This is a genomic window from Paracoccus saliphilus (assembly GCF_028553805.1).
In the GTDB taxonomy this organism is placed as follows: Bacteria; Pseudomonadota; Alphaproteobacteria; order Rhodobacterales; family Rhodobacteraceae; genus Paracoccus; species Paracoccus saliphilus.
In genome coordinates, this window is sequence record NZ_CP067140.1 from 245230 (window position 1) to 268746 (window position 23517).

A 23517-nucleotide genomic window follows, 5' to 3' on the forward strand; every position below is an offset into this window, starting at 1 on the left:
CGTGGGCCGGAGGGTCCGGCGGGAAGGGTTCTTCCAACAGCTATGGACGCAAGGTCTCGTGGTCAAGAGCTTCCATCACCTCATCCAACAGCGGGTCGGGCAATGTCATCAGGCTGCGCGCAGAGGTCCACAGGATGGCAATACGGATCGCCCGGCGGGGATAGATCAGCCGCAAGGCCGCACGATATGCCGCCATCTGGCGCAGGATGCCGGTCGGCGTGGTTTCGGGTCCCGCCGGGACTTCGGCGTTGGATTTAAAGTCTATCGCCAGAACTTCATGCTCTTGCACGACCAGACGGTCAATGGTGCCGTGCAGGGTGCCGATGTCCGGAACCGGCGCTGTCAGTCCAACCTCGCGCAGGATCGCCGCGTCGTGAGGCGGGTCCATCACCTCGGCCAGTTCCGGAGCCTCGATCACCCCACGCGCCTCGGCAATCAGAGCTTCGATCTCGTTCTGATCCGGTAAACCGCCCTCGGCCCCGGCAAGTGCCGCCCTTGCAAGTTCAGGCCATTCTCCTGCGGGCGAGCCCGGCAAATGCTCCAGCAGCAGATGCAGCCTTGTGCCGCGCAGCATGGCGGCGGCCGGATCGGCATCTTCCATCGGAGCCCCCAGCACCTTGGCGCCGCCAAGCGATGTCGCCGGGACAGGCCGGGGCGGTCGGGAGGGCGCCGCCGCCCGGCGCTTGCTCCACTCGGGCAGCGTGATCGCCGATGTGGGTGGCGTATCCGTTTCTACTGCCTCGTCGGGCCAAGCGCCCATGGACAGGCGCAACCCGGTTCCGAGCCCGTCGATCTCGATATCGCTGCGTGTCAGTTCGGCGCGGCCCGCCCCTTCGCTGATCATGCCGTGCCAGCTTTCGAGACCGGTTCCCGTTTCCCCTGCCGCTGCCACGATCAGCCAGCTTTCGGCCCGCGTCATGGCGACATAGAGAAGCCGCCGCCGTTCTTCCTCTTGCCGCTGTGATTGGGCAGCGACGGCTTCGGCCACGGGCTCAGGGCGTTCCAATGCATTGCCGCGCCATGTCTGCATATCCGCGACCCGGACGGTGCGAGCGCGGCTATCGGTGCGGCGCTTTTGTGTCTCGGGCAGGATCACCACCGGGCTTTCCAGCCCTTTTGACCCATGCACCGTCATGATTCGGATCAGCCCGCCCGAGCCGCCGGGAAGCTGGCGTTTGACCTCGATTTCATCGCCGGACAGCCAGACAAGGAAGCCGGTCAGCGAAGGCGGCTCGACCGTCTCATAGGCCAGCGCTTGCGACAAAAGCTCGTCGATGCCGTCCTCGGCCTCGACGCCTAATCGGGCCAGCAGGGCATTGCGGCCGCCATGCCGGGTCAGAAGACGCGAGATCAGGTCATAGGGGCGGACATAGTCGGCATGGTTCAGAAGGTCGTTCAGAATGTCCGATGCCTGCCGGTGGTCGGATACGCGCAACTTTTCCCAGAGATAGGTGCGCCCACGCCCATATGCGAGACGATAAAGGTCGTCCTCGGACAGCCCGAACAATGGCGAGCGCAGGGCGGCGGCCAGCGACAGGTTGTCCTCGGGCGTGGCCAGCACCGACAGCGTTGCGGTGATGTCGCGCACGGCAAGCTCGGCAGCCAGCTTGAGCCGGTCGGCCCCGGCCACGGGCAGGTTCAACGCCTTGCATTCGCGGATCAGTTCCTCGAACAGGCCCGAGCGGCGCTGGACAAGGATCTGGATATCGCCGGGGCCGATGGCGCGGACCCGTTCGGACTTGGGATCAAAGATGGGCGTGCCGATCATCGCCTTTATCTGCCTGGCGATGGCACGCGCCAGCAGCGTGTTGGCGGCATTCTCGGCCGGGGCATCGACCGGCTCGGTCCAATCACCACGCTCGGGCTTGTCCGGCTCGGGGACGGGCGGCCAGATATCCACGCGCCCCGGAAGGCTGTCGCGAAATGCGATGTGACGTGGCGGGTCTCCCAATCCCTTGGCAGCGTCGCCGTGGAACACCGCGTCTACCAGCGACAGGATGGCCGGGGACGAGCGGAAGGAATGCGACAAACCACGCTGTTGCATGGGGCTCTGGATCGCCCGGAAATCATGGTCGAACAGGTCGCGCATTTCCTCGAAAACCGCGATATCGGCGCCCTGGAAGGAATAGATCGACTGTTTCGGATCACCGACCACGAACAACGTACGCGGATGAGTGCTTGCCCCTGCGCCGCTGGTGAATTCGTCGGTCAGGCTGCGAATGACCCGCCACTGCTCGGGGCTGGTGTCCTGTGCCTCATCGACAAGAATATGGTCGATGCCGCCATCCAGCCGCCAAAGCACCCATTGCGCCATGCTGGATTCCCGCAAGAGCCGGGCGGTACGGCGGATCAGGTCATCGAAATCGAGCCAGCCATGCGCCGCCTTGCGCTCCGCCAGTCGCTGCGTGAAGGCATGGGCAAAGCGGTGCAGCGCCAATGTCTTCTGCGCGATCACAAGGCCAAGCATCCTTGGCCGGATGTCCTGCACGCGCTGCATCAGCTCATCGAGATCGGGCATCAGGGATGCGCAGGGGCCATTGCGCAGATCCTTGGTCGGAATGTTGCCGATCTTCGCGGTGAAGGGCTCTTTGGCCTTTTCGCCGGTCAGCAACGTATCTGCCAGCAACCTGAACTCGGCTTGTGTCGGCGCGGACCAGTTGCCCGGTCGTAGCTTGTCGGCAAGCTTCTGATCGGTGGATTTGCCGCCCTGCAGGATCGGCACCAACGCTGCGAACAGGTCGCCCTCGCCGCCATCGAAAACCTCGGCCAGCAATGCATCCTCGTCCAACCCCGGCGGCAGGTCCAGCACCGCCCAGATCGCATCCGCATCGGGAGGGTGCTCGAAATCGGCTTCGGATAGCCCGGCCAGGAAATTGTCCAGGTTGTCACCCGAATGCAGCGCCGTTAAATCGAGGATCGCCGGGTCGCCCTCATCAGCCATCTCTTCCACGATCTCGGCGCGCAGAGCGCGGGCGCTACGGTCGTCAAGTTCGGCAAAGCCCATCGGCACCCCGGCCTCTAGCGGAAAACGCCGTAGCAGGGCCGCGCAGAAGCTGTGGATGGTTTGCACCTTCAGCCCGCCGGGCGCCTCGATCGCACGCGCGAACAGGCGCCGCGCCTCGGCAAGATCGGGATTGCCGCTTTCCCCAAGTTGCGCCAGTTCCTCCCGCAGTTCAGGTTCGGGCAACATCGCCCATTTGCCCAACCGCTTCAGAAGACGATTCTGCATCTCGGTCGCGGCGGCCTTGGTATAGGTCAGGCAGAGGATACGCTCCGGCGCGGTCCCCGCCAGCAAGAGCCGCGCCACCCGGTCGGTCAGCACCCGCGTCTTGCCCGATCCCGCATTGGCCGTCAGCCATGTTGATTTCGCCGGGTCGGCCGCCTCGGTCTGGTTGCGGGTCGCCTCATCCATGGTCGCCGACCTTCTCGGGTTGCGCGGGATCGGTCAGCGACCATTCGCCATATCGGGAGAGATGATCGTAATCACCCGCATAACTGGTCTTTTCCGGCGCGCGCATCGCGGTGAAACCGGTTTCGCCCGACAAATAGGCACCGATCAGTCGAAGGAAACCTTCCCAGTTCCGCACTTCCATTTCCAGAGAGTATTCGCGCCCATGTGTGCGGCCCTCGCCGCCCAGCTGGATATAGCGGATGCCTGCGACATCGACCGGACCAAGCGCGTCAAAGCCGCCGCGGCGCGCCATCGCGGCCTCGAGGATCAGTTGCTTGTCGAAATGCTCGATCTGCTTGTCAGAGGGCGGAGAGCCGGATTTGTAGTCGTAGATCGTCACCTGCCCGTCATTCAGCAGGTCGATCCGGTCGGGTTTGGCGGTCAGGCGGAAATCCATTCCCGCGACCGAGACCGCCCCGCGCCGTTCGATCACCTGCGGATGACCCTCGGCCAGACGGGCCAGTTCATCCGCCACGATCCGGTCGGCGATGGCTCCCATCCGGGCCTGCCAGAAGGCACGGGAGGCGGGCCAAGGCACCTCTTCTCGTAGCACATCGGCGGTGATGCGCAGGAATTCCGCGCGCAGGTGGTCAGCCGGGATGTCGGGGCTCGGGTTTGTCCTTAACAATCGCTCCACGATGCTGTGCAGGGTCTGGCCGCGCAGGGCGGCGTCGGGTTCCGGGCGCAGGGGGTTCAGCGGACGCAGCCCGAGGACGCGCTTGGCATAGACCGCGTAAGGGTCACGGATCAGCAGCGAGATATCGGTGACCGGCAATTCGCGGAATGGCGGGGCAGGTGGAACCGGGGAAGGGCGCGGCGCGGGCCGAAGCTCTCCTTCGGGGCGAGCCAGCGCCCCGGCCAGCGCCAGCCATGCCTCTCCCCGCTCTCGCATTGCGGCCAGAGCTTCCGGCCCGCGACGGTCCGGCAGGCCGGACATCAGGTTGGTGAGACGGTTCAGCCAGCGGGAGGGGATCGTCTCTGCCTCGGCATTGCGCTTGGCGCGGGTCAGGATCACCCGCTCGGCGGCGACACCCTGTTGAAAATCATGCGCCGCCAACCCGATCTGGCGCTCGGGTAGGGTCAGTCCAGCCTGCCGCCGCATCTGTCGCGACAGCCATGGATCGGGATCGAGTGGCTGCGGCCATTCGCCCTCGTTCAGCCCCGAGAGGATGACGGTGCCATGTCCTTCGGTCCGAGCGTCTCTCGGACCCCGGATGCGCAGCAATGGGTGCGGCTCGACATCGTCGCGGATCGACTGCACTTGTAATTCGTCTGTCAACAATGCCGCGAAATCCGCAGCAGGCATCGGTGGCCCTTCAGCGACATGGGCTGCCAGATGATCCAATATGGCAGCCGCCAGCCGTCCCGCCTTTTCGGTCCACAGCGCCGAATTTTCTGCGTCTCCGTCAGGTCCAGCAGCCAATGCCTCGGCCAGGCCGCGCAGATCAGCCAGTCTGTCGGGCAGGGGCCGGGGGGCATGATCGGTCTCGAACCCCGCGATCCGGTCGAGGATACCGGCCACCCATTCAGCCCATGCCCTGCGCGTCTCGTCGCCCTTGCTGGCCCAATAGCGCAAGGTGCTGCCATCGGGAAAGGCCGGACCGTGGTTGCGCAGGTGCAACTCCAGTTCACGCGCCTGAAGCCGGGCCTCGTTGGCGCCGATCACCTCCGAACCGGTCGCGGTCATGGGGTGCTTCAGCAGGATCAACAGCCGGTCGATGGTCAGTGGCTGACCGAACAGGGCCGAGATCTGGCGCAGGAAAAGCCCCTGTGCGGTCAGTTGCATCGGTTGTCCCGAGCTGTCATCGGGACGTAGATGCCATCGGTCCAATGCGGCGACCACCCGCCGGATCAATCCGCTATTGGCGGCGATCAGCGTGATCGGCTGCTCTCGTTCGGCTGCTTCGCGCATGATCAGGGCGATTGTCTCGGCCTCGCTGCGGGGCTGGTCGGCCTCTATCAGCGTAAGGCCCTCGCAGGCCGGAAGCAGATCGGGGAGCGAGGGGCCGTCGGCGATCCATTGATCGGTGACCGGAGCAGGGCGCAGCGCCAGCGAGACCAGCCGGTTCCGATCCGGAACGGGGGCTGCGCAACTGGTCCAGGCCCGCGGATAGCCTGCCGCCTGGATCAGGGGGGCAAAGCGTGCCTGCGGATGATCGTCGCCTTCCGCATCCAGCCTGTCCCAGATCTCTGGCGGCTGGTCCCAATCGAAGCCCGGAAGCACCACGGCACCGTTGGGCAATCCCGTGACCGCTTGCATGAACGTTCGTGTCGCCCCGTGTGAGCCGGTCGATCCTGCCACGATCACCGGGTCGGAAGGCAGGTTCATGCCCTTGACCCAATCGGCGGCGGCCATCTCGGCGCTGGCGCGTTGTCGGGCAGGGCGATCAACCGGTGCGCCGGTCAGATAGAATTGTGCAGCGATGCGCAGAAACCCGAGCGCGTCCTGCCAATGCCGGGCGTGATCGCCCGTATCGATGATCTCCAGGGCTTCGGGTCCACATCCCTCGGACTGCATCTCGACCATCAGTTGGGTCAGCGAACGGGCCAGTTCCGGGACCGAATGGCCCGCCGCCAGATCGGGACGCGTCCGTAAGAGCTGGTCGATCAGCCGCGCCAGTTGCAGACGCCGGGCCAGCGGCGCGACCAGCGGCCCTTGATGCGCCGCCGCACCAGCGCCAAGATCGGTAATCAGGCGCAGTTGCGGCAGGAAGAGCGGGCCATTATCGTCGAAAGCCTGTTCCAGCGCCATTCGGGTGCGGCCGGAATTGGCATAAATGGTGACGCGGGCGATGGCTTCGGGCGGCTGGCCAGCCATACGGTCGAGGAACCCTTCAACGAAGTGCTTGGCGAAAACAACGCCGGGAGGAAGTGCGAAGAGGCCGCTTTCCCACTCAGCCATCGGCCAGCACCGTCTCGGCAAGCGGGATCGTCTCGGGCCGGCCGACATCGCACCAGCCGCCTGTATGGATCATGCCGTATGCACGTCCCCCGGCGATCAGCACATCCCAGATTCGGTTCAGGGAAAAGACCTGATCTGGGATCTCTGCCAACCGCTCCGGACGGATGATATGCGCGCCAGCATAGACGAAATCGCCGCGGCGGGCGATCCGGCCAGCCGCATCCATCGAGAAATCCCCCCCGCCGACCCGTGCCGTCGCAGTCGCGATGGGCACGACGGCCAGCAATGCATCCATCCGATCGTCCCATGCCTCGCACAGTGCGGTGAGGGGATTGGGTCCGGTCCAGACAACATCGGGGTTCAGTGTCATCACCGGCCCGTCGCCCAGCAGCGGCAGTGCGTTGCGCAAGCCTCCGCCGGTGTCCAGCAGCAGGTCGGATTCGTCGCTGATGGCCACATCCTGCTTTGCCAGATGATCGGCGATCTGCTCGCCCAGGTAGTGGCTGTTGACCACGATCGGCGAGAGTTGGGCCTGCCTGCCCATCGCCAACGCGCGGTCCAGCAGAGTCTGTCCCGCGACCTCGATCAGGGGTTTGGGACGGTTGTCGGTCAGGGGCCGCATCCTTGTGCCGAGCCCGGCGGCGAAGATCATCAGGGCTGGGCGCATTGAAGGCGAATCCTTTCGATAATGTCGTCATCGGGGGCGGGCAGATCGTTGACGATCGCGGCCAGCGACGCAAGCGCGGGGTGGGAGAGATTGCGGCGGATATATCCCCAGACCCGAGGCATGAATTCCAGATAGCGAGGCTTGCCGTCGCGGATACAGAGGCGGGTGAAAATTCCGATGATGCGCAGGTTCCGCTGTGTCCCGAGCAGCGCATAGGCGGCGTGGAAACGATCCTCATCTGACCCGGTCGCCTCCAGATATCGGGATTTGCAGGCGGTTTCGATCTCGCCCGCGACATCGCGGCGGGCGTCCTGCAAGGCCGAGACCAGATCATAGGCGGGATGACAGGCCACCGCATCCTGATAGTCGATCAGGCCAAGCGGAGCATGGTTGCGCCAGATCAGGTTTTCGGCGTGGAAATCGCGCAGGCTGAGAACCGGTGGAGTATCGGCGGCAAGCTCGGCATGCAGCCGGGCAATCTCGGGGGCGATTCCAGCAGCCATCTCGGCGGAACCGCCGACCGCCTGCGGATACCATTCGGCGAACAACCCGACCTGAACGGCAAGGACCGGTCCGTCCAGGGGGACGGCGAAATCGGGAATCGGGTGGCGATGCAGGTCTATCAGGAAATCGGTGATCCGGTCATAGATCTCGGGGGCCATGTCCGGGCGGTCCTCCAGCACTCGTGCCACCAAATCGTCGCTCAAATCCTCGACCAGCAATAGTCCTGCTTGTTGATCTTCTGCGAGGATTTCGGGTGCGCCGAAACCGTGACCGCGTAACCAGCGGGTCATGGCGACGAAACGCGGCACATCGCCCGAGGGGTCGTCCATCAGAACCGCATTCCCTTCGGTTCCGATCAACCGAAAATAGCGCCGTGCCGAAGCATCCCCGGCCAATGGCTCGGCCCGTGCCTCTCCCCATCCCGCACTGGCGGTGAACAGGGTGCGCTGGATCGCCCGCTGCGTATCGGTGCCGCCGATCAGGGTGATCTCGCGCAAGGCCGGATCGGCATGATTGGCGAACGCGACGGTCATGGCCCCCTCGGGCAGCACCTCCATCCGGTCAGGCCATTCGATCAGGCAGATGGCCTTGCCCTGCGCTTCATCCAGCCCTAGCTCGTCCAGCTCCGACGGATCAGTGAGGCGGTAGAGATCGGCATGCCAGATCTCGGTTCCCATCGGGTCGTCATAGGTCTGTACCAGCGTGAAGGTCGGGCTGGGCACATCCTCGGCAGCCTCGCCCTGGCGGGCACGGATGAAGGCCCGGGCGAAATGCGTCTTGCCCGCCCCGACGGGACCGTCCAGCAGGATCGTCTGGCCGGGCCGGGCCGTGGCTGCCAGCATGCGGGCAAGGGCGGCGGTCAGGTTTTCATCGGCGATCAGGCTATGTGTTGTCATGAGCCGCTTCTACCCTGTGGAATCCGCTGTGCAAATGGCCTTTGCCATGTGAGACTGTCCAGTGGGTTGATACCGATGGAGATTACGAAATGCTGCGTACCGCCATTCTGCTGATGATGCTGGCTGGCCCGGCTTCTGCGACGCAGGAATACATCCTGCCCACCCTGTTCGACGTGACCGGGGTGGCTGCGGATGACGTGCTGAATATCCGCGCGCAGCCGAATGCCGGGGCTGAGATCGTCGGCATGCTGGCTCCGGATTCGACGAAAATCGAGGTGGTTGAAGAGACGAAGGGCTGGGGGCGGGTAAATAGCGGCGAGGCATCGGGTTGGGTCTCGATGGCCTATCTCGCCTATCGGATAGATGTCTGGGAGGATGGCGAACTGCCCGATGGTTTCCGCTGTTACGGGACTGAGCCCTTCTGGGGGCTGGAACGGCAGGGCGATCAGTTGCTTCTGAGCCGTCCCGACTCGGAGGACGACGCGAGGCCGATTCAGACAGTACTGGGAACCGGGGTGTTTCGCGATCCGATGCGGGCGGTCGTGGCCGAGGGGATGACGGTGACCTCGACGCGGGCCATTTGCTCGGACGGAATGTCGGACCGGCTTTTCGGGCTTGAGGCGCATGTGATCCTGCATGGCGACAAGCCCGCGATGCTGTCTGGCTGCTGTTCGATCCAGCCGTGATCGTCGGGCTTTCGCGTTCCGCGAAGGCTGGGGCTCTGCCCCAGACCCCGGGATACTTGCATGAAGAAGAAGGGAGTGGCTTGCCTGGATGGTCCGCGAAGGAGCTAACCCAACCCCAGCACATCCGCCATGTCGTATTCGCCCGGCCCCTTGTCCTGTCCCCACAGGGCGGCGCGGATGGCGCCGCGGGCGAATATGCCGCGGTCGGTGGCGAGATGGCGCAGCACGATACGCTCACCCGCCCCGGCAAAGATCACGTCATGCTCACCCACCACGTCTCCGCCACGGATGGCGGAAAAGCCGATGCTGCCCGTTTCGCGCGCACCGGTGATGCCCTCACGCGCTGGAACCCGCAGATCGGCCAGTTTGGCGCCGCGCCCCTCGGCGGCGGCCTCGCCCAGCATCAGGGCGGTGCCCGACGGAGCGTCGACCTTGTGGCGGTGATGGGCCTCGACCACCTCGATATCCCAGTCCTCGCCCAAGGCGGCGGCGACCTTGCGGGTCAGGCCGAGTAGCAGGTTCACGCCAAGGCTCATATTGCCCGCGCGGATGATCGGGGCATGGCGGGCGGCGGCTTTCAGATGCGCCAGATCGGCTTCCTCCAGCCCGGTCGTGCCGATCACATGCACGGCGCGAGCCTGCGCGGTCAGCTCGGCGAAGGCCACCGTCGCTGCGGGGGAAGTGAAGTCGATCACAGCTTGTGCCCGCGCGATCTCTGTCACGGCATCGTCGCTGACGGTCACACCGGCGGGGGCTCCGCCCATCGCCTCGCCGATATCGCGGCCGATCCAGTCATGCCCCGGACGTACCAGTGCGCCGACCAGCTTGGCCTGATCGCTTTCCAGAAGCAGCCGGATCAACATCTGCCCCATCCGGCCCGATGCGCCCGTCACCACGATTCCCGGCAACCCGGCTTCTGCCTTTCCACTATCACTCATCTGTCACCCCCATGCTTTCTTGCGTCATATCCCGTTGCTTTGCCATCCGCGACCCCCTACATCGGGACGCATGGCACAGAACCGCTTTTCTCATGGTAAGGGCCCGTCACAGCGACAGCTGCGCGTGGGCGAATTGATCCGGCGCACACTCTCTGACGTGCTTTTGCGCGCGGATGTGCATGACCCGGACCTGAACCGTCATTCGATCACCGTGGGCGAGGTGCGCACCTCGCCCGATTTGAAGGTGGCGACGGCCTTTGTTCTGCCCCTTGGCGGGTACGAGGCCGAAGAGGCGCTCGAGGCTCTGCGGCGCAACGCGCCAGAACTTCGGCACCTCGTCGCCAAGGAAATGACGCTGAAATACGCGCCGCAACTGCGCTTTCAGCTGGACGAGACCTTTGATCGCATGGACGATACGCGCCGCATCTTTGCCGATGAACGCGTTCGCCGCGATGTCGAGGCCCCGGATGACGATGAAGCCTGACCTGCAGCGCCGGCTTGGCGTTGCAGCGGGAATGGTGCTGGCGATGTCACTGCCCGCCGCTGCCGCCGAGTGCGGCAAGATGAGCCATGACGGCAATGGCTATGTCGTCTGCGAGGTCCCGGCAGAGCAGGAATCCGCGCTGAAGCTGTGGCAGGACGGGGCGGATGGCAAGCCACTGCGCAATTTCGGTAATGTCCGCAAGACGCTTGGCGAGGGCGAGAGCCTGTCCTTCGCGATGAATGCCGGGATGTTCCATCCCGATTATCGCCCTGTCGGCTTGCTGATCGTCGATGGCGAGGAATTGTCGCCCATCACCACCGCGGCGGGCGGCGGCAATTTCGGGATGCTGCCGAATGGCGTATTCTGCACCGGTGGTGCCAGACCGTTTCAGGTTATCGAAAGCCGGGCTTTCGCCGAGGCCCGGCCGGAGTGTCGGCTGGCGACACAATCCGGGCCGATGCTGGTGATCGATGGCGATCTGCATCCGCGTTTCCTGGTCGATTCGGACAGCCGTTATGTTCGCAACGGCGTGGGCATCTCGCCCGATGGGCAAAAGGCATGGTTCGCGATCTCGGACCGGCCAGTGACCTTCCACGAATTCGGTCGGCTGTTCCGTGACGGGCTGGGCGTGCGCGATGCGCTCTATTTCGATGGCTCAATCTCGCGGCTTTATGCGCCGGGGGTGAACCGGGCGGATTTCGGGCGCAGTCTGGGGCCGATCATCGGGCTGGTGGAAAGCGCCGGTTGACGGGCGGAGGCCTCGGGGCTATGCCCTCGGCCTTCCAATTCGCGAGGTTCCGATGGCACGCAAGAAGGGCCGCAACATCAATGGCTGGCTGATCGTGGACAAGCCCGCGGGCGTGACCTCGACTTCGGTCGTGAACAAGCTGCGTTGGGCGCTGGACGCGAAAAAGGCGGGCCATGCGGGGACGCTGGATCCCGATGCCACCGGGGTTCTGGCCGTGGCCCTGGGCGAGGCGACCAAGACCGTCAGCTACATCACCGACGCGCTGAAATGCTATGATTTCACGGTGAATTGGGGCGCGGAAACCACCACCGACGACGCATCCGGAGAGGTGGTCCGCCGCTCGGATATCCGCCCGGAGGCAGCGCAGATAGAGGCCGCGCTGGCAGGGTTCACGGGCGAGATCATGCAGGTCCCCCCGGCCTATTCGGCGGTCAAGCTGGATGGCGAGCGCGCCTATGACCTGGCGCGCGAGGGCGAAGAGGTCGAACTGGCCGCCCGCCCGCTCTGGGTCGAAAGCCTGTCCTTGATCGAGGCGGATGGCGGTACCGCGCGGCTGGAAATGGTCTGCGGCAAGGGCGGCTATGTACGCTCCATCGCTCGTGATTTGGGGCGTGAACTCGGATGCCTGGGTCATGTCGCCGGGCTGCGCCGGATCTGGTCCGGGCCGTTCGATGTCGAGGACGGCGTGGCTTTCGAGCGTATCGACCGCGAGGCGCAGGCATGGCTGGAAGAACGGCTGCTGCCGCTGGAAACCGCGCTGGAGGACATGCCGATGCTGCGGGCCACACCTGACGGCGCGCGCCGCATTCGGAACGGCAATCCGGGCGAAGTGACGGGCACCGCCGAATGGGGGCAGGCAGTTTGGGTCAGCGACGCGGAAGGGCCGGTCTGCATCGGGCGTTACCAGGGCGGCACGGTCCAGCCCGAGCGCGTGTTCAACCTGTAGACCGCAGTGGGACCGGCTGCCTCACGATCAGCCCTTCTTCTTCATGAAAAATATCCCGGGGAGTCGCGCGGTACGCGCGGCGGGGCAGAGCCCCATCTGTCGCCGGCCTGTTTCCACAATCCATCATCCGGGCCTGCGAATGCCCAGGAACGGCCCGTCGCCTGCCGCGTCGATCCGGGCGATGGCGTCGGGGATGCTTTCCCGGATCACCGCCATTTTCCATGCGGTGGCGTGGATCATCAGATCGGCCGACATCGCCAGCGCGACATGACCCGGCCAGAACAGCAGATCCCCGCGCCGGATCTCTGATGCTTCGGGAAATGCGTCGCGCTGCAGGTCGCTGTCTCCGGGGCAGGGGATGCCGCAAGCGGTCAGGGCAATCTGCACCAGAGCCGAGCAATCCAGCCCCGAACGGCTGTTGCCGCCCCACAGATAGGGCGTGCCCAACAGCGTTTCCGCGATCTCGACTGGATCATCGGCAGGCCGGTCGCCGATATGCGAAAGGGGCACGTAACCGCCGGTGACAAGGCGGGCGAAGCGCCCCTCGGTCCCCTCGACCGCCAGCCTTGCACCGATAGAGAGCATACATGTTTCGGGCTGTTTCATGTCGGCGGCGGGGTAAAGATGGGTTGCCGGTGCCGTCACGCGATGAGTGATCGGGGGTAGATCGTGGCCGAGCACCTTTTCGGGCAGCCATCCGCAATAGCCGTCCAGCGCGGCCTGCACGAAAGCCCATCCGTCGCGGCGCTCGATAATTATCAGATCGGCGCCGAAAATCACCTGCCGGTCGCGGCGTCCGCCGGGCGCGGTCATCAGATCGGCAAGCGGCGCGGCCATCCGCGCAGGCTCTCCGGTGGTGTATTCCGGGCGGTCGAGCTTGCCGCGCAGGCTGTCGAGCGCAACCCGCTCGGTCGCGGCGGTCAGGCGGCGGTCATGGCTCATTTCACAAGATCGGGCAAAGCGGAAAGGATGGCGCGCGCGCCCTGACCGACCCCACCCTTTGGGCGTCCGGGCGCGGCGGTGGGTTGCCAGCCATAGATATCCAGGTGGACATAGCGCCCCGCCCCCTCGGCAAAGCGGCGCAGGAACAGTGCGGCGGTGATCGAGCCCGCCATTCCGCCTGAAGGCGCATTGTCCAGATCGGCGATCGCGGGTTCGATCATCGTCTCGTAGGGTTCCCAGAAAGGCATGCGCCAAAGCGGATCCCCCGCAGTCATCGAGGCCGCCGAGATCGCCTGCGCAGTGGCGTCGTCATCGCAGTAGAAGGGCGGGATATCGGGGCCAAGAGCCACCCGCGCCGCACCAGTCAGGGTGGCCATGGAGATCATCAGATCCGGGCTCTCCTCGGCCCCCAGGGTCAGCGCATCGGCCAGCACCAGCCGCCCCTCGGCATCGGTGTTGTTCACCTCGACGCTCAGCCCCTTGCGGCTGCCCAGAACGTCGCCGGGACGGAAGGCATTGCCCGCGATGCTGTTCTCGACCGCCGGGATCAGCACGCGCAGCCGCCATCCCTGCGCCGCGCCGGTCCCCGCCAGCATCTTGAGCAGGCCCAGAACGGTTGCGGCGCCGCCCATATCCTTTTTCATCAGCCCCATCGAGGCGGCGGGCTTGATGTCCAGTCCGCCGGTGTCGAAGCAGACACCCTTGCCGACCAGCGTCAGCATCGGACCGCTTCCCCCAAGGCGGATGTCGATCAGGCGGGGTGCCTGCTCGGCCGCGCGACCGACCGCATGGATCATCGGAAGGTTGGATTTCAGCAAGGCGTCGCCGGTGGTTACCTCGACACTGGCGCCGATCTCGTTGGCCAGCTTGCGGGCAGCGGCTTCAAGCTGTTTCGGGCCCATGTCGCTGGCCGGGGTGTTGATCAGGTCGCGAGTCAGGAATTCGCCCGCCGCGATGGCCTGAATCCGCTCGGCGTCCACATCATCGGGACAGACGAGGCGTGCTTCCTGCGGGGAACGGCCCTTGTAGCGAGTAAAGCGGTATTGCCCCAGAAGCCAGCCGAGCGCAGCCTCGTCCGTGCTGAAACCGTCGGGCAAATCCGCCAGTCGCCATTCTCCCTTGGGCAGCGCGGCGGCGGCGCGGGCAAAGGCAAAGCGTTCACGGCGAGCATGGGCAGGATCGCCAAGCCCGAACAAAGCCCCGGCCAAGCCCCCACCCGCAGCGGGCAACAAACAGATTTCTCCGGTCTTGCCTGTAAAGCCGCAGGCAGCGGGCCAGTCGCCTGCTTCGGCCTCGGGCGGGATCTCGGCGTCTTTCGTGACTGGCCATATCGGCAGAGCCTGATCCGATGAGGAAGCGAATTCGAGCGGCATGATGGGTTCCTTCGTCGATTGGCCGCCAGACTACATGTTGACGAAGTCTTCGCAAGACGGGGGCTCAGCCGATCTCGCTGTTGTCCCGGATCATGGCAAGCGAGTGGTCTCCCACCCTGATCAGCCGGGCCCGGACCGCGTCAAGGGCCGTGTGGTTGCGCTGTTCGACGCAATCCCCAAGGTTTTGCGCAACCGCTGCCAGTACTGGCAGGCCGACCCGCCAGGCCAGCCGAGCCAATACATCCGCATGGGCCACGGCATTCGCGAAATCCTTGTCGGTCAGCGCCTTGTCGGTCGCCGTCAAGGTCGCCCCAAGCTGTTCCAGTGATTGCCCGATTACGTTCCGGGCAGTCCGTTCGCCCAATTCGTTGACGATATCCGACATTCGACGCTTGTCGATGCTTACGGGTTCGGACAAGGGCAGGGCCTTTACATGTGCCATGCAGGCGTCTCCAGGATGTTACGAACCCGTATCGGCTTCCTTGGGGCCGTTTCGGGTTCGGCGATGACGAACGCACCGCGCCGCGGCCGATCCGGGTATCGCGATGATTTCCACGAAGAATTGCCACCGAAAGCTTAAGGAAATTGTCGCTCCGAACAGGGAATTTGCGTGAAATTGTAGACAAGTCGTGTCGAGCCGGACGATTCCTGCGCATGGAGTGTCTGCATCCTTGTTTCATGGCCATGACAGGGCAGATCTTGTCGTTGGGGCTATGTAACGCGCGCAGGCAGTGTACGCTCTGTGTACAGGTTGTGCACGCGCGGTGTACGGATGTCACAGCGAAAAAGCCTTTAATTACAATCCTAAACGCCCGTATTGACTCAAGTGTTGCACTTTCCGCCGCACGCTCCCGTTGCGCGGTTCACGGGAAAGGGGTCTCACGGTGTAAAATGCCTCTCGAATTTCGTTAGAATGACGCTTATCAAGCCGAGAACTTGCGAAAGGTCAGCCATGTCCAACGTTCGTCCCCTGCCGCAATATCTGATCAGCCGCTATCACGGCTGGAAAGCCACCGCCTATGCTGAAAACAGCGCATGGTATCGGCGATTGGCCGATGACGGCCAACGGCCACGGGCGATGGTGATTTCCTGCTGCGATTCGCGGGTGCATGTCACCAGCATCTTCGGGGCCGATTCGGGCGAGTTCTTCATCCACCGCAATATCGCCAACCTCGTGCCGCCTCATGCGCCTGACGGGCAGCAGCACGGCACCTCGGCGGCGGTCGAATTCGCCGTGACGGCCCTGCATGTGGCGCATCTGATCGTCGTGGGGCATACCAGTTGTGGCGGGGTGGCCGGGTGTCACGCGATGTGCTCGGGGCAAGCGCCCGAACTGGAAGAGAAATCCAGCTTCGTCGGCCGCTGGATGGATATCCTGCGTCCGGGTTACGAGCGGGTAAAGGACCTCCCCGAAGACGAGCAGGTCAAGGCGCTTGAACGCGAGGCGGTCCTGGTCTCGATCGAGAATCTGATGACATTTCCCTTCGTGCAATCCGCTGTCGAAAGCGGTGAACTGTCGTTGCACGGCCTGGTTCACGACATCCGCGAGGGCACCTTGTGGCAAGCCGAAGACGGGGGAAAGCGCTGGATAGCGGTCTGATACCAAGCGGATTGCGGCGAAGCGTTGCTGTCTGCAGGTTCCGCGAAGCGAATGGCAAGCCTCGAACAACCTTGACGAGGGCTCAGCTATTCGGCCGCCACCGGATCACCCGCCAGATGTAACAGGCGATCAGGGCGATGACGATAACGGTCGAGACGGGGTTCAGCCATGCGCTGACTTGCTCATAGCGGCTTTCAAGCCAATATCCGGCCAGGGCGAGCATGCTGCACCAAAGAATGCTTCCGAGGGCCGAGAACAGGATAAACCGTGGCATGAACATCCGCGCAAGACCTGCAGGAACCGAGATCAGCGTGCGGACGGTAGGGAACAGGCGGCCGAAGAAGACCGCCGAACGTCCATGGCGGTCGAACCATTGCTGTGCCCGCTCCAGCTCGGACGGGGTCATTGTCAGCCAGCGGCCATGGCGCACGATCATGTGGCGCAGTCGATCCATGCCATAGGCTCGGCCCACGAGATACCATAGCCACGCCCCTGCCAGCGATCCTGCGGCTCCGGCAAGGATAACGAGAAGCAGGGGCGTTCCGCCGCGTGCCGCGTTGAATCCGGCAAGCGGCATGATCAGTTCGGAGGGGATCGGCGGGAAGACGTTTTCCAATAACATGAGGGCGGCAATGGCCAATGCCCCGCCGCCCTCGATAAAGCTGGTGATCCAGTCGAACACCTGTCGGGCCTCAGCCCTTCTTCAAAATGCGATTGCCCAGCAACTCGGCGATCTGCACGGCGTTCAGCGCGGCACCCTTGCGCAGGTTGTCGCTGACGCACCAGAGATTCAACCCGTTCTCGATGGTGGAATCCTGGCGAATCCGGCTGATGAAGGTCGCGAAATCGCCCACGCATTCGACCGGCGTGGTATAGCCACCCGGCTCGCGCTTATCGACCACCAGGATGCCCGGAGCCTCGCGCAGGATATCGCGGGCCTCGTCTTCGTCCAGGAAGTCCTCGAACTCGATATTGATCGCCTCGGCGTGACCGACAAAGACAGGAACGCGCACGCAGGTCGCGGTGACCTTAATCGCGGTGTCGACGATCTTCTTGGTCTCGACAACCATCTTCCATTCTTCCTTGGTCGAACCGTCTTCCATGAAGACGTCGATCTGCGGAATCACGTTGAAGGCGATCTGCTTCTGGAACTTGCTGGGATCGACCTCTTGGCCGGGCACATACATGCCCTTGGTCTGGTCCCACAGCTCGTCCATGCCTTCCTTGCCCGCGCCGCTGACCGATTGATAGGTCGAAACGACGACACGCTTGATGCGGGCGCGGTCATGCAGGGGCTTGAGCGCCACCACCATCTGCGCTGTCGAGCAGTTCGGATTGGCGATGATGTTCTTCTTGGTATAGCCCACGATCGCGTCGGGATTCACCTCGGGCACGATCAGCGGAACATCCGGATCGTAACGGTAAAGCGATGAATTATCGATCACCACGCAGCCGGCCTTGGCAGCGATGGGCGCGTATTTCTTGGTCGCATCGGAGCCGATCGCGAAAAGCGCGATATCCCAACCGGTGAAATCGAACTGATCGATATCCGTAATCTTCAGGGTCTTGTCGCCAAAGCTGACTTCGGTGCCTTGCGAACGGCGCGAGGCGAGAACGGCGATTTCATCCACCGGGAACTGGCGCTCGGCCAGGATGTTCAGCATTTCGCGGCCCACATTTCCCGTGGCGCCGACAACAACGACTTTGTAGCCCATTGGGGCCTCCTTTCCTACGGTCGCTGGCGTTTAACGCAGGCACTCGCCGGATGGAAGGGGGCGCAGGGGCAAGGGCGGCGTCATTATGGTTGTTTGTGCGAAGACGCCCCCTTTTCATCGACGTCCATTTGCCTATGCTGACCCTGTCGAGGAAGGAAGACTGCATGACCCGGTCCGAAATTGATTATGGCGGAATGATGCATCGCGCGATGCAGGGCTTGATCGCGGATGTCCTGCAGGACGTCGCCGATAACGGCCTGCCTGGCGAACATCATTTCTTCATCACTTTCGATACGAGAGAAGACGGCGTCGATATGGCCGACTGGCTGCGTGAACGCTATCCCGAGGAAATGACGATTGTCGTCCAGCACTGGTTCGAAAACCTGATCATCGACGATGAGGGTTTCAACATCACGCTCAATTTCGGCAATTCCCCCGAGCCGATGCGCATTCCTTTCGATGCGCTGCGGACATTTGTCGATCCATCGGTGGAGTTCGGGCTGCGCTTCGAGACGCAGGACAGTGACGAGGAAGAGCTCGAGGAAACGGATGGGCCGGAACACGAGGATGACGGTCCCGACGATCCGCCGGGCGGCGGCGAGGTCGTGCAACTCGACCGCTGGCGCAAATAGGTCGTCACGTGCCTGTCACTTGCCTGCAATAAGCCGGGTCTCGGCATAATTGCAGGAGATCGCCATGTCGGATTTGCCGCTGTTTCTCGGCCAGTTCATCCGCCGTCCATCCGAAATTCGTTCCGTTATTCCCACGGGCCGAGCCACAGCGCGCGAGATGGCTCGCCATGTCTCGCCTGACATGCAGGCCGTGGCCGAGATCGGTGCCGGAACCGGGACAGTGACCCGGTCTATCCTCGCCCGTGGCCTCCCGCCCGAACGTCTGGACCTGTACGAATTGAACGCCGCATTTTGTGACCGGCTGCGGAAAGGCTTTCCGGGCGCGCATGTTCATAACCACCCCGCGCAGGAAATGGTCAATCGAACCGGAGAGCCCTTTGACGCGGTTATTTCGGGTGTGCCGACCCTGCCCATGCCGGACGAGCTTCAGGCCGCCATCGTCGGTGCCGCGCTGTCAGTGATGCGACCCGGTGCACCTTTCGTGCAGATCACCTATGGCCCGTTGCCTCCTCTCTCCGAGATAACGCGCCGCCGTTTCCGACTGAGCCATGAACGCAGCCGGTGGATCTGGGCGAACCTGCCTCCCGCACGGGTCTATGTGTTCCGGCAGGAATAAATCCTCATTCAGCATACTATGGCATGCCGATTGCTTATCGTAGCCGCGGGGGCTAAAACGCCGCAAAACCGCGAGGGAGCCATTCACCATGACCAAGACCCGCACCGAAACCGACAGCTTCGGCCCGTTGGAGGTTGACGCCTCGAAATACTGGGGCGCGCAGACGCAGCGCTCGATCAAGAATTTTCCAATCGGGTGGGAACGTCAGCCGGTCGCGATCATCCGTGCATTGGGGGCGATCAAGCTGGCGGCGGCGCGGATCAACATGGCCGAGGGCAGGCTGGACGAAAAGATCGGACGCGCGATGGAACAGGCCGCGATCGAGGTCTTCGAGGGCAAGTTCGACGACAATTTCCCGCTGGTGGTTTGGCAGACGGGCTCGGGCACGCAGTCGAACATGAACGCCAATGAGGTCATCTCGAACCGCGCCATCGAAATTCTGGGCGGCGAGAAAGGATCGAAAGACCCGGTTCACCCGAACGATCACTGCAATATGGGGCAGTCATCCAACGACACGTTCCCGACCGCGATGCATGTGGGCATCGGCATGATGGCGCGCGACGTGCTGCTGCCGGGGCTGGAAAAGCTGCACGAGGCACTGGTCGCCAAATCGCAGGAATTCAAGGATATCATCAAGATCGGCCGCACCCATACGCAGGATGCCACGCCCCTGACGCTTGGGCAGGAATTCGGCGGCTATGCGCATCAGGTGAAGATGGGGATCGAGCGGGTCAAGCTGGCCCTTCCGCATATCTACGAGCTTGCGCAGGGCGGTACGGCTGTCGGTACCGGGCTGAACACCAATAAGGGTTGGGACACGGCCATTGCCGCCGAGATCGCCACCATCACCGATCTGCCTTTCGTCACCGCGCCGAACAAGTTCGAGGCGCTGGCGGCGCATGACGCGATGGTGTTCTTTTCGGGCGCGCTGAAGACCGTGGCGGCATCGCTGTTCAAGATCGCCAATGACATCCGTCTGTTGGGTTCCGGTCCCCGCTCGGGTCTGGGCGAGTTGATCCTGCCTGAAAACGAGCCGGGATCGTCGATCATGCCCGGCAAGGTCAATCCGACTCAGGCCGAGGCGCTGACCATGGTCTGCGCTCATGTAATGGGCAATGACGCCGCAGTGGGTTTTGCTGGCAGCCAGGGGCATTTCGAGCTGAATGTCTATAACCCGATGATGTCATATAACGTGCTGCAATCCATGCAACTTCTGGGCGATGCGGCGGGATCGTTCACCGACAACATGGTCGTGGGAACCAAGGCCAATACCGCGCGAATCGAGAAGCTGATGACGGAATCGCTGATGTTGGTGACGGCACTGGCGCCGACCATCGGCTATGACAACGCGACCAAGGTGGCCAAGACGGCGCATAAGAACGGCACCACCCTGCGCGAAGAAGCGATTGCGCTTGGTTTCGTGGATGGGGAGACATTTGACAAGATCGTGCGACCCGAAGACATGATCGGACCCAGGGAATGATTACGGCGACTCCACAACTGATGTTCCAGGGTGAGCTGGCGGATGCCATCGCGCTCTGGTCCCGCGCCTTCCCCGATATGACGATCGAGGAGTTGTCAGGGGAGGGGGAGCCTCGCCGGGTTCAGGCCACTATCGCCGGGCAGAAGCTGTTTCTTTTCGACAGCCCGATGCCGCATGATTTCACCTTCACACCGGCGATTTCGCTGGTCATCGCTTGCGACCGGGCGGAGGATGTGGACCGGTTGGCCGGGATACTGGGAGAGGATGGGCAGGTCTTCATGCCGCTTGATGTCTATCCCTTCTCGCCCCGTTTCACATGGGTTGCGGATCGTTTCGGGGTCAGTTGGCAGATCATGCAAGGGACCGAGGGGGCGGCGTGAGCAAGCCGATCAACCTGCGCCAGATCCGCAAACAGCAGGTCCGCGACGAGAAGCGCGCCAAGGGCGATGCCAATGCCGCCAAATTCGGAGAGGCGCGGCATGACCGTGAGGCGCGCCGTGCAGAGCACGATCGGGCCGGGCGGGCGCATGATGCCCACAAGCGCGATGATTGACTTGCCGCCAATGACGCCGCCGCTGAAGCGGTCGGTTACGATCGAAGGGCACCGCACTTCGGTTTCGCTCGAGGATGCATTCTGGCGCGCATTGCTGTACGAGGCTGAACAGCGGGGCATGACACGGGCGACCCTTATCGGTCGGATCGATCGCAACCGCCCCCCTGATATCGGGCTTGCAACGGCACTGCGGTTATTCGTGCTGTCCGAAATGGATAAGAGGGGCGGTTAGACTGTTCGTCGTCTGCGCATGAAAAAACCCCCGCGAGCAAATGCATCCGGGGGCTCGTTCACGTGATGCCTTGGCTCAGAGGCCGCGTGCAATCCGCTCGATGTCGCCGCGGTTCAGGCCGATATCGTCCAGTTCGCGGTCCGACAGGCGGCCCAGTTCGCGACGGGTTTGGCGCGTGTCGATCCACGACCCGATCAGCGAAGCAAGATTTGCGACGACACTGCCAAGACCTCCAACTGCAAAGCTGCGGTTCGTTTCGATGGCGGACATCATATCACCTGTTCTAAGATTGCCCGATCAATGGGCATGTTTCGGATAAGCAGGAGATAGATTGTGCAGGTGCAGAATTGTAGGCGTGAAATCAGCAAACCCGCTATGCAGTTTCTGCAGGTTATTTAGCAATTAACGGTAATGCTGCATAGCAGCGATTCTGGGGCGCTCATGCAGATTTCAGCTGCGGATGTTTCATTTAGCGCCAATCGCCTAGCACTGCCTGCCAGAGCGTCATTGCCGCCACGGCAGCCGTATCCGCACGCAGAATCCTTGGGCCGAGGCTGATTCGCTCAACAAAATTCAGTGCCTGCAAGCGAGATCGCTCTGCCTCGGAAAAGCCGCCTTCGGGGCCGATCAGGATAGCCCAAGGGCCGGAGGACAGCCCGGCCAATGTCTGGGCGGGGCCGGCCATGGTCTCGTCTGCCCACAATATCCGACGGGTCTCGTCCCAACTATCCAACAGGCGGGACAGCGGCACAAGCTTTTCCACGCCCGGCACATAGGTGCCGCCGCATTGTTCGGCCGCCTCGATGGCATGGGCTTGAAGACGATCCTGCCGGATACGTTCGGAATTGGTGAAATCGGTCTGGACGGGCAGGATATGCGCGGCTCCCAGCTCTGCCGCCTTCTCGACGATAAAATCGGTGCGCGCTTTCTTGATCGGCGCGAATAACAGCCAGAGATCGGGAGGATTGCGCTGCGGGGCGGTTTGCTCCAGCAGTTCCAGACTGCCGCCGCGCTTGCCCGCCTCGACGATCTTTGCGGACCATTCCCCGTCGCGACCGTTGAAGACCGAGATCACCTCTCCCGCACGCAGCCGCATGACGCCCGACAGGTAATGCGCCTGCGCAGCTTCCAGCGTGACGGGTTGTCCCGTGGCCAGAGGGTGATCTATGAACAGTCTTATCTTCGCCATGACAGGCAGACGCTATGCAAAGCCAGACGAAAAAGCCAGACACCGTCGCGGATGCGCCCAAGGGAAATTGGGTGGATCGATATGCGCCCGAATCCTGGCGGCCCTGGTTGCACCTTAGCCGGGCCGACCGGCCCATCGGAACCTGGCTGCTATTGTTGCCCTGCTGGTGGGGAATCGGACTGGCGATGATGGCGGATGCGCCAGAATGGCGCGACCTGTGGATCGCGATAGCCTGTGGCCTTGGCGCGCTGGTGATGCGCGGAGCGGGCTGCACATGGAACGATATCACCGACCGGGATATCGATGCGAAGGTCGCCCGGACGAGATCACGCCCCCTGCCCTCGGGGCGGGTGACACTGCGTGGAGCCTATCTGTGGCTGATCGCGCAGGGGCTGGTGGGGTTCGTGATCCTGCTGACATTGGGCAAGGCCGCGATCTGGATGGGGGTGGCCTCGCTGGCTCTGGTGGCAATCTATCCCTTCGCCAAGCGTTTTACATGGTGGCCGCAGATTTTCCTTGGCCTCGCTTTCAACTGGGGGGTGATGCTGGCCTATACCGCGCATATGGGGCGTCTGGATGTCGCCCCGGTGATTGCGTGGGTGGCAGGCATTGCCTGGACGATCTTCTACGATACCATCTACGCCCAACAGGATGTCGAGGATGACGCGCTGATCGGGGTCAAATCCACCGCCCGCCTGTTTGGCGAGAACAGCCCACGCATTCTTATGGGTTTCGCCCTGCTGGCGGTCCTGCTTCTGGCGGCGGCGATATCACTCACGGGTCGCAATCTGTTGATAGGTTGGCTCGGCCTGGCAGCTTTCGCCGGTCATCTATTCTGGCAATTGCGAATTTTTGATCCGAATCAAGATGATATTTGCCTGCGTTTGTTCCGCTCGAATCGTGATGCTGGTCTTCTGTTGGCAATATTTCTCGCTTTTGCGGGGTTGGTATGATTGCGCA

At 63.2% G+C, this 23517-nt stretch carries 24 protein-coding genes; 12 read left to right on the top strand and 12 right to left on the bottom strand.

Features of this window, described 5'->3' with window-relative positions; genetic code table 11:
- Positions 1 to 40 precede the first annotated feature (40 nt).
- The 4 genes from addA to tsaE are packed head-to-tail and all read right to left on the bottom strand — an operon-like array spanning position 41 to position 8420.
- Positions 41 to 3412 (bottom strand): double-strand break repair helicase AddA, encoded by a 3372-nt coding sequence (gene addA, locus JHX88_RS01130; protein WP_076522409.1) that lies wholly within the window; start codon positions 3410 to 3412, stop codon positions 41 to 43.
- Positions 3405 to 6353 carry a double-strand break repair protein AddB gene (gene addB, locus JHX88_RS01135; protein WP_076522410.1) on the bottom strand — a complete coding sequence of 983 codons (2949 nt, stop codon included), beginning with the start codon at positions 6351 to 6353 and terminating at the stop codon, positions 3405 to 3407. The genes addA and addB overlap by 8 nt, the downstream gene beginning before the upstream one ends.
- Positions 6346 to 7020: a nucleotidyltransferase family protein gene (locus JHX88_RS01140; protein ID WP_176011377.1), complete on the bottom strand. Its 675-nt coding sequence runs from the start codon at positions 7018 to 7020 to the stop codon at positions 6346 to 6348. The genes addB and JHX88_RS01140 overlap by 8 nt, the downstream gene beginning before the upstream one ends.
- Positions 7005 to 8420: a tRNA (adenosine(37)-N6)-threonylcarbamoyltransferase complex ATPase subunit type 1 TsaE gene (gene tsaE / locus JHX88_RS01145; RefSeq protein WP_076522411.1), complete on the bottom strand. Its 1416-nt coding sequence runs from the start codon at positions 8418 to 8420 to the stop codon at positions 7005 to 7007. Before tsaE ends, JHX88_RS01140 begins: the two co-directional genes overlap by 16 nt.
- An 89-nt stretch (positions 8421 to 8509) precedes the next feature.
- Between tsaE and JHX88_RS01150 the strand changes: the two genes are divergently transcribed.
- Positions 8510 to 9106: a COG3650 family protein gene (locus JHX88_RS01150; protein ID WP_076522412.1), complete on the top strand. Its 597-nt coding sequence runs from the start codon at positions 8510 to 8512 to the stop codon at positions 9104 to 9106.
- Between the two features lie 104 nt (positions 9107 to 9210).
- Here the strand turns inward: JHX88_RS01150 and dapB are convergent, their stop codons facing one another.
- Positions 9211 to 10044: a 4-hydroxy-tetrahydrodipicolinate reductase gene (gene dapB, locus JHX88_RS01155; protein WP_076522413.1), complete on the bottom strand. Its 834-nt coding sequence runs from the start codon at positions 10042 to 10044 to the stop codon at positions 9211 to 9213.
- A 70-nt stretch (positions 10045 to 10114) separates the two neighbouring features.
- Between dapB and rbfA the strand changes: the two genes are divergently transcribed.
- From rbfA to truB, 3 genes are read left to right on the top strand one after another with little or no spacing between them, the layout of a single operon-like run.
- Positions 10115 to 10528: a 30S ribosome-binding factor RbfA gene (gene rbfA / locus JHX88_RS01160; RefSeq protein WP_076522414.1), complete on the top strand. Its 414-nt coding sequence runs from the start codon at positions 10115 to 10117 to the stop codon at positions 10526 to 10528.
- The gene (locus tag JHX88_RS01165; RefSeq protein ID WP_084202788.1) at positions 10518 to 11276 is read left to right on the top strand and encodes a phosphodiester glycosidase family protein; all 759 of its coding nucleotides are present in this window, start codon (positions 10518 to 10520) and stop codon (positions 11274 to 11276) included. Before rbfA ends, JHX88_RS01165 begins: the two co-directional genes overlap by 11 nt.
- A gap of 52 nt (positions 11277 to 11328) precedes the next feature.
- A complete protein-coding gene (gene truB / locus JHX88_RS01170) occupies positions 11329 to 12222 on the top strand; it encodes a tRNA pseudouridine(55) synthase TruB (RefSeq protein WP_076522415.1) in 894 nt (297 codons plus the stop codon).
- A 123-nt stretch (positions 12223 to 12345) separates the two neighbouring features.
- On the opposite strand, the gene JHX88_RS01175 is transcribed toward truB, so the two are convergent.
- The 3 genes from JHX88_RS01175 to JHX88_RS01185 form a co-directional block, all read right to left on the bottom strand.
- Positions 12346 to 13164, bottom strand: a complete 819-nt coding sequence (locus tag JHX88_RS01175; protein WP_076522416.1) for a C40 family peptidase — start codon at positions 13162 to 13164, stop codon at positions 12346 to 12348.
- The gene (locus tag JHX88_RS01180) at positions 13161 to 14537 is read right to left on the bottom strand and encodes a leucyl aminopeptidase family protein (protein ID WP_076522417.1); all 1377 of its coding nucleotides are present in this window, start codon (positions 14535 to 14537) and stop codon (positions 13161 to 13163) included. The genes JHX88_RS01175 and JHX88_RS01180 overlap by 4 nt, the downstream gene beginning before the upstream one ends.
- Positions 14538 to 14601: 64 nt before the next feature.
- Positions 14602 to 14979, bottom strand: a complete 378-nt coding sequence (locus JHX88_RS01185; protein ID WP_076522418.1) for a hypothetical protein — start codon at positions 14977 to 14979, stop codon at positions 14602 to 14604.
- Positions 14980 to 15489: 510 nt separating this feature from the next.
- On the opposite strand from JHX88_RS01185, the gene JHX88_RS01190 reads away from it, so the two are divergent.
- Positions 15490 to 16137: a carbonic anhydrase gene (locus JHX88_RS01190; protein WP_076522419.1), complete on the top strand. Its 648-nt coding sequence runs from the start codon at positions 15490 to 15492 to the stop codon at positions 16135 to 16137.
- Between the two features lie 82 nt (positions 16138 to 16219).
- Here the strand turns inward: JHX88_RS01190 and JHX88_RS01195 are convergent, their stop codons facing one another.
- Together JHX88_RS01195 and JHX88_RS01200 are read right to left on the bottom strand one after the other, a co-directional pair.
- The gene (locus JHX88_RS01195; protein WP_076522420.1) at positions 16220 to 16819 is read right to left on the bottom strand and encodes a DedA family protein; all 600 of its coding nucleotides are present in this window, start codon (positions 16817 to 16819) and stop codon (positions 16220 to 16222) included.
- 10 nt (positions 16820 to 16829) lie between these two features.
- Complete coding sequence (locus tag JHX88_RS01200) at positions 16830 to 17852, bottom strand: aspartate-semialdehyde dehydrogenase (protein WP_076522421.1); 1023 nt, start codon at positions 17850 to 17852, stop codon at positions 16830 to 16832.
- A gap of 164 nt (positions 17853 to 18016) precedes the next feature.
- On the opposite strand from JHX88_RS01200, the gene JHX88_RS01205 reads away from it, so the two are divergent.
- The 6 genes from JHX88_RS01205 (at position 18017) to JHX88_RS01230 (ending at position 21368) form a co-directional block, all read left to right on the top strand.
- A complete protein-coding gene (locus tag JHX88_RS01205) occupies positions 18017 to 18484 on the top strand; it encodes an SspB family protein (RefSeq protein WP_076522422.1) in 468 nt (155 codons plus the stop codon).
- A 64-nt stretch (positions 18485 to 18548) separates the two neighbouring features.
- The gene (locus tag JHX88_RS01210; protein WP_076522423.1) at positions 18549 to 19100 is read left to right on the top strand and encodes a class I SAM-dependent methyltransferase; all 552 of its coding nucleotides are present in this window, start codon (positions 18549 to 18551) and stop codon (positions 19098 to 19100) included.
- Positions 19101 to 19188: 88 nt separating this feature from the next.
- The gene (fumC, locus tag JHX88_RS01215; protein WP_076522424.1) at positions 19189 to 20583 is read left to right on the top strand and encodes a class II fumarate hydratase; all 1395 of its coding nucleotides are present in this window, start codon (positions 19189 to 19191) and stop codon (positions 20581 to 20583) included.
- Positions 20580 to 20963 (top strand): VOC family protein, encoded by a 384-nt coding sequence (locus tag JHX88_RS01220; RefSeq protein ID WP_076522425.1) that lies wholly within the window; start codon positions 20580 to 20582, stop codon positions 20961 to 20963. The genes fumC and JHX88_RS01220 overlap by 4 nt, the downstream gene beginning before the upstream one ends.
- Positions 20960 to 21136, top strand: a complete 177-nt coding sequence (locus JHX88_RS01225) for a DUF4169 family protein (protein WP_076522426.1) — start codon at positions 20960 to 20962, stop codon at positions 21134 to 21136. Before JHX88_RS01220 ends, JHX88_RS01225 begins: the two co-directional genes overlap by 4 nt.
- The gene (locus JHX88_RS01230; protein ID WP_272848153.1) at positions 21111 to 21368 is read left to right on the top strand and encodes a ribbon-helix-helix domain-containing protein; all 258 of its coding nucleotides are present in this window, start codon (positions 21111 to 21113) and stop codon (positions 21366 to 21368) included. Before JHX88_RS01225 ends, JHX88_RS01230 begins: the two co-directional genes overlap by 26 nt.
- Before the next feature lie 75 nt (positions 21369 to 21443).
- Here the strand turns inward: JHX88_RS01230 and JHX88_RS01235 are convergent, their stop codons facing one another.
- Both JHX88_RS01235 and JHX88_RS01240 read right to left on the bottom strand, forming a co-directional pair.
- Positions 21444 to 21638, bottom strand: a complete 195-nt coding sequence (locus JHX88_RS01235) for a DUF1127 domain-containing protein (RefSeq protein ID WP_076522428.1) — start codon at positions 21636 to 21638, stop codon at positions 21444 to 21446.
- Between the two features lie 199 nt (positions 21639 to 21837).
- Positions 21838 to 22557 (bottom strand): 16S rRNA (uracil(1498)-N(3))-methyltransferase, encoded by a 720-nt coding sequence (locus JHX88_RS01240; protein ID WP_076522429.1) that lies wholly within the window; start codon positions 22555 to 22557, stop codon positions 21838 to 21840.
- 14 nt (positions 22558 to 22571) lie between these two features.
- On the opposite strand from JHX88_RS01240, the gene ubiA reads away from it, so the two are divergent.
- A complete protein-coding gene (gene ubiA, locus JHX88_RS01245; RefSeq protein WP_076522430.1) occupies positions 22572 to 23510 on the top strand; it encodes a 4-hydroxybenzoate octaprenyltransferase in 939 nt (312 codons plus the stop codon).
- Positions 23511 to 23517 lie beyond the last annotated feature (7 nt).